The organism is Paenibacillus sp. FSL H7-0442 (assembly GCF_038593105.1).
Classification (GTDB): Bacteria; Bacillota; Bacilli; order Paenibacillales; family Paenibacillaceae; genus Paenibacillus; species Paenibacillus polymyxa_D.
Map to the genome: position 1 here is coordinate 5,064,365 of NZ_CP151963.1, position 12,912 is coordinate 5,077,276.

Consider the following 12,912-nt stretch of genomic DNA (forward strand, 5'->3'; position numbering starts at 1 on the left):
GGTTTTGGAACAATCAGGCCGAAAATAGACCCTTCCTTGCGGGGGCGGTCTATTTTCGTTTGTTAAACTCTAACAGTGTGACGATTAACGCCCCGAACGTCAGCATTAAACTGAGCGCCTCAAACACTGTCACAGGCTTCACCCCCCTCCTCGGGAGAGTTAGCCGACCGCCCTTGCCAGCTCTATCGGTTGCACGTTTCAATTATACTATATTTTTCCATAAAGGAACACGCATTCGATGGTATTTTATCTAGTATTCATTTGCACCTTTGACTATTTGACGCTTATATATGGAAAAAAGTTTCAATATTTTTCTTTCCATACCTCTATAACTTCCTCAATACGAAAACCAACTTATAAATCCAGTTGTCCAACCGTGACTGTCTATAAAATGGAGACTGCCAAATATATTTCATACGAGAAAATACGCCCTTTTGGTAGCTGTCCAGGAATTGATCCATATCTTTATACATTTGAGGAGTCATGTCTTGTCCATAAAGCTGAATAAATTGCTGGGCTTGTTTGCTTAAAATATAGCGATTTTTTCCCTTTAAAAATCTACTTAGTCTTTTCCTCCACTTGCTAATCCAGCCATCGGTAGAACCTCCCAACACATTGTTTTGATGCTGCCGATACCAAATGGACGGCTTGGGGTCAAAAACAACCTCACCAAAAGAGGAGGTGCATAAGTAAATCCACCAGTCATGCATGATAATGTTATCCAAAGAAGTCGGAATTCTCTTTTTCACGAGTTGGAGTGTTTCTTTATTGATCACCATGGTACAACCTACACATACATTCTCAATGAGAGCATTATAGAAGGATACAGGTCGGGGGATGTTCGCTGGCCATACTTTAAGTGGTTCCAATGTTTGAGAGACCATTTGTGTAGCAGAACAGTACATCAACGGCCGACTCCCATCCTGATCCCTGAGATGAGCCACAGCCTGAGCAAGTTTGTTCGGCATCCACACATCATCCTGATCACAAAAAGCGTAATAGTCGAATGTCTCAGACGATCTTTGAATCAAATCAAAAAAGCTTTTGATAACCCCTACATTGCTTTCGAGGCATAAAATAATCTGTTGAGGATAACGTTGCTTCAGGGCGCTCAACTTGGCAACCGTATCATCTGTCGAGCCATCATCACGAATTAAAATCTGAACTTCTACGTCTTTTTGATTGATGAGACTTTCGATTTGCTCATCTAAATAAGCTGCTCCATTATATGTAGACAATAAAATTTGTATGATAGGTCTGTTCAGAGTAATGACCTCCTTCTTTTAAATTGTGTAATAGCGGGACAATAGGTTCCATCTGCTTATACATTATAATGCTCATTGTCCTTAATCAACATAGACTTTAATACAATAAAATCTCCCAATCATGAACTGATGGGAGATTGCTGATATTTATAATAAGGTTTTAATTACTCGGATTTACTAAGACACTCCTGCAAAAAATCACGCAATCCCTTACGCCAGTCGCGCAAATCATTTAACCCGTTGGTTCGGATCGCTATATGCTCCATAACAGAGTTGAATGGCCGCGCTGCCGGTCTGGGGAATTGCTCTGTGCTGCACGGCTCCAATTTCGCTGTGATCTTGGCATCTAATATTTCCGCCGCATCCTGTAAAATAGCTTGCGTAAATTCATACCAGGTACAGGAACCACTATTGGATGCATGGTATATGCCGTACTTCTCCGTTTGAATCAATTCCGCCAAAAAACGTGCCAAATCCACCGTATAGGTAGGTGAACCCTTCTGATCATTCACCACCTGCAGGAACGGCTTCTCCTGTCCAAGCTTCAGCATCGTTTTCACAAAATTGTTCCCGTGCAATCCATATACCCAAGATGTACGAACAATAAAGTACCTGGAGGAAAGTGTTTGGGTCAACACTTCTCCCGCACGTTTGGACTTTCCGTAGATACTCTGTGGATTGGTATTATCGTACTCATGATATGGCTGTTTTGCCGTTCCATCGAACACATAATCTGTGCTGATATAAACCAGCTTGGCTCTAACCTTTTCCGCAGCCAGAGCCATATTACGTGTACCTGCCGCGTTGACTTGATAAGCCCCGTCTACATCGGTCTCCGCTGCATCCACAGCCGTATACGCTGCACAGTGGATTACGGCATCAGGTTGATATTGTCCTACAATTTTCACAGTCTGCTGCAAATCCGTGATATCCAATTGTTCCCGATCGTAACCAAGGACATCATGTCCTTGCTCTTGAAAAACCTTTACTACGTCTTTACCAAGTTGCCCGGATGCTCCAGTGACCAATACCTTCATTCTACGCATCCCCCAAGCGGGAACCGTACTGCTTTGCATAGTATTGTTGATATTCGCCAGATTGAATGCGAGTCCACCATTCTTCGTTGTCTAAATACCAGCGAATCGTTTCTTTAATGCCGGTTTCAAAAGAGTGCTTTGGCTTCCAGCCCAACTCATTCATCGTCTTCGTTGGATCAATACCATAACGGCGGTCATGACCTGGACGATCCTGCACATACGAAATCAGAGATTCTGGCTTGCCCAGCTCCTCCAATACCGTTTTGACGATATGCACATTTGTCCGCTCGTTATTTCCCCCGATATTGTATACTTCACCCAGTTTACCCTGATGAATGACCAGATCAATTGCGCTGCAATGATCCTCTACATACAACCAGTCGCGAATGTTCAAGCCATCCCCGTATACTGGTAGCTGTTGATCACTCAGTGCACGAGAGATCATTAGCGGGATCAATTTTTCAGGAAACTGGTATGGACCATAGTTGTTAGAACAACGCGTGATATTCACTGGTAAACCGAAGGTTTCATGATATGCACGAACTAGCAGATCGCCACCTGCTTTGGATGCAGAATAAGGACTATTGGGTTGCAACGGAGTTTCCTCCGTAAACAATCCTGTTTCTCCGAGAGAACCATACACCTCATCTGTTGATACCTGTACAAACTTGGTCACGTTATACTTCTTGGCTGCGTCCAGTAGCACTTGCGTACCTAATACGTTTGTTTTCACAAACACTTCCGGTTCCAAAATACTCCGATCCACATGTGACTCCGCTGCAAAATTAACCACCACATTAATTCCCTGCTGCATCAGTTGGTCAATCGCTTGTGCGTCGGTAATATCTACTTTGATGAAGCTATGTTTGGGGTTATTTTCAATGGATTTCAAATTTTCCAGGTTACCTGCATAGGTAAGAGCATCTATATTTACAATTTCGTAATCTGGATGGTGTTTTAACATATACAAGACAAAGTTACTGCCTATAAATCCGGCCCCGCCGGTGACAAGAAGTTTCATACAGACCTCCTAAATCTTATTATTCCTCTAATCAAAATTAATGTCAGCGTCGGCCAGTGCCGGATGCTTCTGATCCTTCTCTGAAAGAATAGCATGAGAAGTTGGCCAATCAATCCCTAGTGCAGGATCATTCCACAGAACTCCCCGATCATTTTCGGGTGAGTAATACTCGTCTACCTTATACAGCACTTGAGTATTTGGAACAAGCGTACAGAACCCATGAGCAAACCCTTTAGGCACCAGTAGCTGACGTCTATTATGCTCACTTAAAATCACTCCGACCCATTGACCGAATGTTGGAGAACTTTTACGAATATCCAGAATCACATCGTAGATAGCTCCAGAAAGCACACGAATGAGTTTGGTCTGTGCTTTAGGATTAAGCTGGTAGTGCAAGCCACGAATCACACCAGCTTCTGCAGACAAGGAGTGGTTATCTTGAATAAAAACATGACCAATCCCGTTTTCTTTCATGATCTGTTCATTGTAACTTTCCATAAAAAATCCACGGTGATCACCATGAACCACGGGTTCAATGATTTTTGCACCTGAAAGTACTTCCTTTATTATCATTCACGAAACCTCCAACATCTTGAGTATATACTTTCATTTATGATTACTATAAAATTAATAAGCACACTATATTGGGAGGGAATATGCTTTTGAATTTATCGAGAGTTAATAAAAATTTTGTTTGGTCCTATTTGGTTTTGATGTGGCTACTTATCCCTATTCTAATACTGTTTAAAGTCGATTCTTACTATATTTCCATATTATTCGGTCTAAATATTGCACAGTCGTTTGTCATAGGTGCTACATACATTTTACACATTAGTGGTATCTTAACATATGCCAAGAAAGAAATAATGGTGCAGTACCTAGCTTTTGTCGGTTATCTAGTTGGAATAATATTCATTTACGCCTTCCTTCAAAGGGAACATTTCATTTATTATTGGGACTTTTCAGCCTATTGGAATACATCCATACAATTTAACAACCTTTTAAGTACAGATTTTATAGCAGCTTCTAAACAAATCTATGCAAGCATTTTAAGAGATGATTATTCCGTTTTCCCAACAATCTTTCTCTCTTTACCATTAAAGTTCTTAGGTACAAGCTACATGAGCTATGTCTTGGCAATCTATACCTGCTTCTTGTATCCTTCTTGTTTAATACTTTTCTTATTATGTATCAAGATTGCTGATCAAATCCAGTTAAACACAAAATTGAACATTTTCATGATCTTTGTACTTACGTTTACCTTTCCAATTATGATAGCTCCTATGTTAGGTGGATATCTGGATTCTATAGGACTTATTTTTATTTGCTTGTCGCTTGTTATCTTATTTAATAATGACTTTGAACGCTTAAATTTAAAAGCAGTTTTACTCTTAGCTGCTTGCTTGGTATTACTAACATTCACAAGAAGATGGTATGGGTTTTGGATCGTATCTCTTTTTGGCTCGATCAGTATCGCTTTTTTGTTCAAATGGATTCTAGAAAAAGAGTTTCGCTTCAAACAGCTCTTGCAGGTTATTTTAAATTTTTTCATTATAGGATCTTCAAGCGCATTATTTCTTATTATATTCTTCAATGAATTTATTCAAAGAGCCCTAACCAATAACTTTAAAAACGCCTACTCAGCTTATTATTTTGGTGACGTCTTAAGTAACTTACAGAATTTATTTTATCATTATGGTGCCTTCATTTTTCTGATAGCTCTTGTTGGTTGCATAGGCTTGTTATTTATTAGTAAAACTAGGTATATATCAATCTTCCTAGTTACGAACTTATTTATTACTTACTTTCTTTTTACAAGAATTCAAAGTTTAGCTTCTCAGCATTATTATCTTCTTACAGTGAACGTATTAATTCTATTTATTTGTGGCGTTATTCTTATTCTAAACTATTCGTCCAAGATAAAATATGCAAAAAATGTTTTCTTAGTTATTCTAGTTTATTTAGTCGCTTGTAATTTCTTGGTAACGTTCACTAATGTAAATGCACGACCTGTTACCTATTTTTCTTCTTTATACAGTGACTTTAAACAAACACCTAGAGTAAGAACAGATATACCTGTTTTAAAACAATTAACAGCTTATCTTAAGGAAATCTCATCAGAGCAGCATAAAATATATGTTCTGTCTAGCTCTGGAATTCTTAATGATGACATACTCAGACAGATTGAAATGCCTGACAATAGCAACGCTCTTCCATTTATGAATCTGACCCATCACGTGGATTTAAGAGATGGTTTTCCAGTGTCGTTTTTTGAGTCTGATTATGTCGTGATCGCATTACCTACACAATACCATTTAGGTGAAAGTGGTCAAAAAGTTGTAGGTATACTCGCAGAAGAGGTAATGAACGGATCACTTAAAGATAATTTTAAATCTTTAAAGAGCTATACTCTTGATAATGATGTAAAAGCCATAGTCTTGAAAAAGACATCATCCATCACGAAGGAAAAAGTTGAACTAATACGTTCACAATTCAAAAAAATATACCCTGATAATCCAGATCTTTTCTAATTCAATACAGATGTCGATGCATACAAAAAAAGCCCTCAAAAAAATCGGGGGCTTTTTTTGTATGTTAATCATTAAATATTCTTACAAGGAATAGTTGTTGTTTTAGAACTGCCAAAACTAAATTTTTTGCCAATCAGGAAAGGTAAGAACCTATTAAATAGTTCAATAAAAAGAATACAACTTAGGAAGACAAGTAAGGTAGAAATAACAACAAATGAAATTCCATCTAAATACATATTTGTTTTAGCAGAAAACTTCTCGTAAAAATTCACATTCTCCCAGAAGCTAAGTATTAAACCGTGCAGACCAAATATAATTAAAGAATTTTTACCAAAATAGGACAGTAAGCTAGATGACTCGATTTTTTTGGATAAGTATATATAAAATATTAAACTAGCCAATACTGACAGATAAAATAATACATAATTATGTCCATAGTAATTTCCTGACATGCCCGGCTTATCATTTACTAAAAATAATATAAGACCCAAGAAGCCCGCTGCGTAAGCAAAATATGGTTTGTTAATTCTGATTTTTTCAATAAAAAATTGTTCATTCAACCTGAATATATAACCACAAATAATTAAAGACGCTGCATTAATGGACGTGCCAAATGACCAAGGAAGTGCATGTGTGTCAAGCTTACTTAAGAATGCACCAAGTATGGTTAGCAAGATCCAAAATACATACATATAACTTCTTTTAGACGAAATTTTCAAGACTAAGAACGAAATGATCTGGGCTAAGAAGAGACAAGGTAGGAACCAAAGAGACATATTTAAAATACCTAAGTGATCTCCATCTGCATATAAAAAAGCTTCAATAACAACCATCGGATCAAGCGTTCCGACAATCCCCATCCAATGCATCCAACCAAAATACAATAATGAGCATATATAAAGAGTCGTATATGGTAAAAGGATTGTTTTGATTTTAGACCACAGAAAACTACTAAACTTATACTTCTGAAAATTAGAAGTAAACCCGGAAGCAAAAAAGAAAAGAGGCATATGGAAGGAATAAAAATAACCTATAATAAAGCTCTTTTCCATCATCTCATTACCTTTAAAACCATGGGGCACCAAATGTGAGAATACTAAAAAAACAATTGCTAATCCCTTTAGTACATCCACCCACTTTATTCTAGTTGGAAGAGCATTCACAATTTGCATTTAAACAGTCTCACTTTCTTAATTATTTAGCATATGATATCTTTAGTTTTATGATAATACTAAGAAAACAACTCATAATTCATTTCACTTACTAATTTGTTAGCAAGCATCAAAGAACTATGTGTTCCCGCATCAGTCCACCAGTTCTCTAAAATATCAAATGTAAGTTGGTTTCGTTGAATATAAGCGTTATTAACATCAGTTATTTCATATTCTCCTCTTGCTGAAGGAGTCAAGGTCTTGATGATATTGAAAACAGAGTGGTTGAACATATAAATGCCCGTAACTGCATAATCACTCTTAGGAATCTCCGGCTTTTCTTCAATATTTACGATGTTATCTCCTTGTAGTTCTGGTACTCCATAGCGATTAGGATCAGGCACTTTATGAAGTAGTAATTTCGCCCCTGATTCTTGAATTTTAAATTTTTCAACAAACGATGATATATCATCTTTAAAAACGTTGTCCCCCAAAATAACAACCATCTTGTCATTGCCAACAAAATGCTCAGCTAAAAGCAAAGCCTGTGCAATCCCCCCGGCTTCATCTTGCACTTTGTAAGTCAGAGTAACTCCAAGGTCGACACCACTTCCTAAGAGATTAACCACATCTCCCATATGTTCTTTTCCGGTAACGATTAAAATATCATTTATATTCGCCTTTTTGAGCTTATCAATAGAGTAATATATCATCGGGTATTTACCAATTGGCAACAAATGTTTGTTTGTAACTTTAGTAAGGGGGTATAACCTAGATCCGGTCCCTCCAGCTAATATAATCCCTTTCATATCTAAGTTCCTCCTATTGAAGCTCTTTTATAAGCAGCTCCATAATGGTTTTTGCACGAGCTTCCCAACTATTATGGACTACGAAGTTCTCTAGTTGCTCTTGATCATAAAAAGGGCGTTGCAGGGTATCTATATCCTTTAGATATTTTCTTATTTCCTCTAAACTATTATATAAATTAATCCCTTCCCAATTTAAAAGCCTTGTTTCTTCGCTATCCACCGCTAATATCACTTTATTAAAACTCAAATACTCATAAACTTTTACTGGATTGATCGTATCAATTCTATCCGAATTCCTCAAAAAGGGGTATAAAGAAATATCAAAAGCATTAATAATCGCACCAATTTCTGATTTAGGAACAGTCTCATAATATTTAATCCTATTATGCTGTTCAAAATTATAATTCAGGTTATTTCTCCCAACCAAACATACAACAAATTTCTCATCAAAATCAGTAATAGCCTTAACCGCTTCTACATCAAACCAGTGGTCAATCGCTCCCACATAGCCAAAAATATAGTAGCCCTCTTGCTTTAAACGTCTCAATTCATCAGCAACCAAACTATCTACATTTATGTTTAGTATAGCTGTATCCACAGCATTTTTCACTAAATAAGATTGTCTACACAATGTTTGAGAATGCTTATGCAAATGATTACTTGTAGAAATAACCAGATCCGCCTTAGCAAGTAATTCAAGTTCCCACTTTTCGAGTAATTTCTTCATTAACGCATTGTTAGTTAGAAATACGTAGTCGTCCATTCGATCAAATACAATCTTCTTACTATTATTTGATTTAATAAGAGGATAAAAGACTGGACTTCCTAACCAAATGATATCTGCACTGGAAACTAAATTTTTCAACTGTCTTTTTTCAAACCATTGATTCAAATGGAATATGTCTAGGCTTTCACAGCTTCTAGGGAATCTCAGACTGCCCGAAGGCCTGAATATTTGAAGACTATCATTAATGATTTGATTTCTTCTCTTATAATCTGAGTTCTGCCTTACAATACTATTAAGTATGCTAATGGATGGTTCTACAAAGGTGATGTGAACCCCCGGCATTTTAGCAAACTCTTCGGCCAAATGTTGCGGACGTTGTTTTAAATCATTCCAATAGATTGGAGAGAAATATAAAATTTTCATTTAACCGCTCCATACTAATAAAGGCGCCCCTTATTTTTTATAAAAGAGGCGCCTTTAAATTTTTATTAATTATCTATATGCTCTTGCCAACTGTTTTCGGGAATTTATATCGTTTTCCTTCATTTGTATTAATTCTTCATACGCTTCAACTGTGTATTGTTTATACAGAATATCAATTTCAACGTCTCGATTTTTAGTCGGAATCTTCTGCAAATGATCTAATTCAGCTTTAACAATTTCGAGGTGATTCTTATCTGCCTCAATATCCGATTCCATCGGCGCATACAGATCCTTTTGCAACTGGTAATTAGTTAAAATACTGTTTCGCATTGTCTTTCTAACATGCTCAACAGTATATCGGGAGGTGTCCACATCATGAATGACCTTCATTTTAGGATTAAGACCAACCTTATATCCGATTTCTCTCATAGCAAAAGATACAACAATTTCTTCTCCTCCAGCGTAATTGTTTCCTTTACGCCCATAGGCGCTTCTAAAGCCTCCAATTCGCATTAGCGCAGCATGTCTAACCGCAAAATTGGCTCCATAAGGGAACTCCCACTGAAAATTAGAATCGATAATTTCTTCGCCTTCCACAATAAGCTGACTCCAGTATGCTTCAGTACCTGGTTTAACCACTTCAGGCCGTTCCTCGTGTAAATTGAGTATAATATTCCCACCCATGACCCCGATATCGGGACGATCTGAGAACCCTCTGATGGTTTCCTCAAGCAAGTTAGAGTTTGCAATAGCGTCATCATCAATATAGAGTATGACCTCTCCTTCTGCCCCAAATAAGCCAACATTACGTGCAAAGGAAAGACCTTTTAATGGAGCTTCCATATATCGCAGGAAGGATTCGTCAATATTATAGGTTGCTCTGAACTCACGAACCAAATGATGAATCTCATCATTCAAATAATCATTATTTACAACGATAATTTCATAGTCCGCTTTATCCAACGACTGTTCTATGACAGATTTAATCGCATTCGATAGCTTTTCACTCCGCTGGTAAGTGCAAATAATAACTGATAATCCCTTATTATAAACGGGTTCACTTTCAATGACCGCCTCAATACGGTACAAATGATCGTTCTTAACCTTCGTATTTATAAGAGAGAACAGAACTTCCGTATCCTGTGCAAAAAAGTCATAACTGTTATCTGTTTCACCATTCATTCTATCCTTTATTTTCAGATCCCACGGATAGTCAGCTACAAATGTATCTGTTGAATGCTCTGATTTATCTATAAGCAGTGCATACATAGACGATAAAGCATTAGAATCAATAAATTCAAAATCATGGACTTCGCCTGTTTTTATATATAAATAGCAAATAGGCGTTGCCAAATTAAGACCAATAATCGTATTCACTTCATCTCTTCCAACCACAGTATGTCCTTTAGCAAGAACACACTTCTTAAACTCACCAACTTCAGTAGCATCTCCCTCAATGATCCATACTAATGGGGTCAGATAAAAATCTCTTCTAAAATCATCAAGTACCATGAGTTTATATCTGTTAGAGGTGATGCCCAGTTCTTGATCCAAAGCGGTCAGTGACTTATCATGCCAGCGATAATCATATATAGGCTCATCGAACGTCACATGTTTGAGCTCAAATAGAGAGTTCACTCTCATCCAGTAATCATAATCTTCAAGGGTATGCTTATAACTAGAATAGTCACCCAATAACTGGGTTACCTTGGCCCTATACATAAAAGCTGCACCAATCGTATTGTTAGGATATACGTTTAATTCCAATGCAGACTTAGGCAGCATAACATTGCCACTGAACTGTGGTTCTTCATACCAGCCATGGTTGGAAATCACTTGACCAGCAGAGTCGATTAACCTCATGTTCGCATATACCATACCAATATTTTCATCACTTTTAAGATCAGCTACCATCTTCTCCAGGAAATTTTCAGGGAGGATATTATCTGCACTTGTCCACGTATGATATTCACCCTTGGCTAGTTTAAAACCTCTGGATAATGTTCTTGGTATTTTACGATTTTCCTGATGGACTACTCTGATACGATGATCTGCTTTAGCATACTCATCAATAATTTCTGCCGTTGAGTCTTTTGAACCATCGTTAATAATAATGAGTTCAAAATACTTGTAAGATTGCTGCAGAATACTATCAATAGCTTTTGATACATAATCCTCACCGTTATATACAGGAAGGACGACCGATATAAGATCCTTCTCAAATTTAATCTCGAACTTATCAAGCTCCAGAGAAAATGAGTTATCTTTAGATACTTTATAATTGTAAAATTTATACTCATACCAGGTTAATAACTGATTGTAATTCCCTTCATCTTTGCGTAGATCAATTGGCTGATCCCCCGCGTTCGTTCTTTTAAGCTTATGCGACACTTTAGATTTTATCTTTTTCAATAAGATAGTGGTGCCATAACTTTTCCATACTCTATATCCCTTAAGAACATATATCATTTTGGACTTGTGTAAGATATGTTTAAGTTTATTCGCCATTTTCCACCTTTTAGAGTTATAAATATTGTGAATCTCTGTAGACAGTCTTCCATTATATTCTTCCAACTCACTGAACTGGGTGTTCAGTTCATTATATTGACCAAATAGTTGTCTATATTGATGATTTAATATATCCAAGTTGTTTTTTTCATTATTATAATCCTGTGTAAGTTGAACATATTTCTGTTCTAATTCGTCTTTCTTTTCAGACAGAGATTTAAAATCTGCTGACATGCTGCTTATTACATTTTCCTGATGATCTCGCGTTTGAATCAATGTGTTAATCTGATCCATATGCTCAACAATGTGTTGTTTTTGCTGCTCATTTTCTTGGCTTTGAGCATGATTATGAGCTTGTAATTCATTAAATTCATTATTCAGGCGTGTATGCCCTGCTCTATAAGCATGGTCTACGTCATCTTTTAGAAATCTGCTAATTACATCCATACACTTATCTATCGTCTCTCTTCCTTTAACCGGAAACATCTCTAAAGTAAATTTCCTTCTTTGTTGTATTAGTTGTTCATCTAAGATTGCATTAAGTAAGGTTTGTTTAATATTGCCGTTATCGCTCACAAAAGGAACAATGTTTTGCTGAACTATTTGTTCTTCCAAAGGTAAAATCCCCTCGAAAGATTCTGTTTGGGGATGTTGGAATATTACAATTGGAGTGTCCGTAAACAGCGCATCAAATATAGCCCCAGAGCCGTCAGACAATATCACATCAGCTTCCTCTATTAAATGAACAAGAGAAGCCTTATGATCAAGCACATCAGGAATATGAGACTTAACTAGACTAACCCGATCATGCTCCAAAAAAGAAGTGCCATGATGCAATTTCACCTTCATATTAAAGGTATCTGACATTTCTTCAATATGGTTCATAACAAGCTCAATAGACGACTCATTCCCATACGTAGGCAAATAAAGCAAATTATATTTATCCGTTTCGCGCTTCTTCCTTTGAAATTTGGCGTATTTAATCATTCCTACGATTTCAGTCTGAGTGTACGCTGCCAGAACCGAGGAGTCATACAGCCCATTACAAAAGATAAAATCGAAATTTCGACTCCATGTGTCTAAATTCCAGTTTGGCTTAGCCATTCCATATTGATATCTAAACTTATAATCGGACTTAACTTCCAAATAATAAGGGAGATAAGGATAGAAGGCTATTTTATATGCCTTGTCAGGTACAGAGCTTGTTAGAGTCACTTTTATACCATTGTCCTTCAAATAATGATAGGTATCTAAGGACATGTCTCCCCAATCTTCTTCTTCAATGTGAGGGACGTAAATATCACAAACGATCTGCTTTCTTTCACACTCCTCAATTAAAGGCTTAATCGTTTCATATAAAACTAGATTGTGAATGACAAAAGCAATAGATCTGTTCATATTCACTGCAAAACCTCTTCCTTTCAGGCAAAAATCTTATAC

The 12,912-nt window shown here is 36.9% G+C and carries 9 protein-coding genes; 1 reads left to right on the forward strand and 8 read right to left on the reverse strand.

Going from position 1 to position 12,912, the window contains the following annotated elements; all coding sequences use genetic code 11:
* Nucleotides 1–326: 326 nt before the first annotated feature.
* From MHH57_RS22465 to rfbC, 4 genes are all read right to left on the reverse strand, one after another.
* Entirely contained in the window at nt 327–1,238 is a 912-nt protein-coding gene (locus MHH57_RS22465; protein WP_342434527.1) for a glycosyltransferase family 2 protein, read from the reverse strand.
* Between the two features lie 191 nt (nt 1,239–1,429).
* On the reverse strand, nt 1,430–2,302 hold the full coding sequence (gene rfbD, locus MHH57_RS22470; RefSeq protein WP_342434528.1) for a dTDP-4-dehydrorhamnose reductase: 873 nt from the start codon (nt 2,300–2,302) through the stop codon (nt 1,430–1,432).
* Nucleotide 2,303: 1 nt separating this feature from the next.
* Nucleotides 2,304–3,323: a dTDP-glucose 4,6-dehydratase gene (rfbB, locus tag MHH57_RS22475; RefSeq protein WP_342434529.1), complete on the reverse strand. Its 1,020-nt coding sequence runs from the start codon at nt 3,321–3,323 to the stop codon at nt 2,304–2,306.
* A 27-nt stretch (nt 3,324–3,350) separates the two neighbouring features.
* The gene (gene rfbC / locus MHH57_RS22480; RefSeq protein ID WP_342434530.1) at nt 3,351–3,896 is read right to left on the reverse strand and encodes a dTDP-4-dehydrorhamnose 3,5-epimerase; all 546 of its coding nucleotides are present in this window, start codon (nt 3,894–3,896) and stop codon (nt 3,351–3,353) included.
* An 83-nt stretch (nt 3,897–3,979) separates the two neighbouring features.
* On the opposite strand from rfbC, the gene MHH57_RS22485 reads away from it, so the two are divergent.
* Nucleotides 3,980–5,854 (forward strand): hypothetical protein, encoded by a 1,875-nt coding sequence (locus MHH57_RS22485; protein WP_342434531.1) that lies wholly within the window; start codon nt 3,980–3,982, stop codon nt 5,852–5,854.
* A 71-nt stretch (nt 5,855–5,925) separates the two neighbouring features.
* Here MHH57_RS22485 and MHH57_RS22490 read toward each other — a convergent pair whose 3' ends face one another.
* The 4 genes from MHH57_RS22490 to MHH57_RS22505 form a co-directional block, all read right to left on the reverse strand.
* On the reverse strand, nt 5,926–7,026 hold the full coding sequence (locus MHH57_RS22490; protein WP_342434532.1) for an acyltransferase family protein: 1,101 nt from the start codon (nt 7,024–7,026) through the stop codon (nt 5,926–5,928).
* A 59-nt stretch (nt 7,027–7,085) separates the two neighbouring features.
* Nucleotides 7,086–7,814: a sugar phosphate nucleotidyltransferase gene (locus MHH57_RS22495; RefSeq protein ID WP_342434533.1), complete on the reverse strand. Its 729-nt coding sequence runs from the start codon at nt 7,812–7,814 to the stop codon at nt 7,086–7,088.
* Between the two features lie 13 nt (nt 7,815–7,827).
* Nucleotides 7,828–8,964: a hypothetical protein gene (locus tag MHH57_RS22500; protein ID WP_342434534.1), complete on the reverse strand. Its 1,137-nt coding sequence runs from the start codon at nt 8,962–8,964 to the stop codon at nt 7,828–7,830.
* Nucleotides 8,965–9,033: 69 nt separating this feature from the next.
* Entirely contained in the window at nt 9,034–12,870 is a 3,837-nt protein-coding gene (locus MHH57_RS22505; protein ID WP_342434535.1) for a glycosyltransferase, read from the reverse strand.
* Nucleotides 12,871–12,912 lie beyond the last annotated feature (42 nt).

Bases quoted from the DNA above. Each gene is read 5' to 3' on its own strand.
- MHH57_RS22505 (WP_342434535.1), bottom strand. From the start codon at position 12,870: ATGAACAGATCTATTGCTTTTGTCATTCACAATCTAGTTTTATATGAA.
- MHH57_RS22485 (WP_342434531.1), top strand. From the start codon at position 3,980: ATGCTTTTGAATTTATCGAGAGTTAATAAAAATTTTGTTTGGTCCTAT.
- rfbB (WP_342434529.1), bottom strand. From the start codon at position 3,323: ATGAAACTTCTTGTCACCGGCGGGGCCGGATTTATAGGCAGTAACTTT.
- MHH57_RS22500 (WP_342434534.1), bottom strand. From the start codon at position 8,964: ATGAAAATTTTATATTTCTCTCCAATCTATTGGAATGATTTAAAACAA.
- MHH57_RS22495 (WP_342434533.1), bottom strand. From the start codon at position 7,814: ATGAAAGGGATTATATTAGCTGGAGGGACCGGATCTAGGTTATACCCC.
- rfbD (WP_342434528.1), bottom strand. From the start codon at position 2,302: ATGAAGGTATTGGTCACTGGAGCATCCGGGCAACTTGGTAAAGACGTA.
- rfbC (WP_342434530.1), bottom strand. From the start codon at position 3,896: ATGATAATAAAGGAAGTACTTTCAGGTGCAAAAATCATTGAACCCGTG.
- MHH57_RS22490 (WP_342434532.1), bottom strand. From the start codon at position 7,026: ATGCAAATTGTGAATGCTCTTCCAACTAGAATAAAGTGGGTGGATGTA.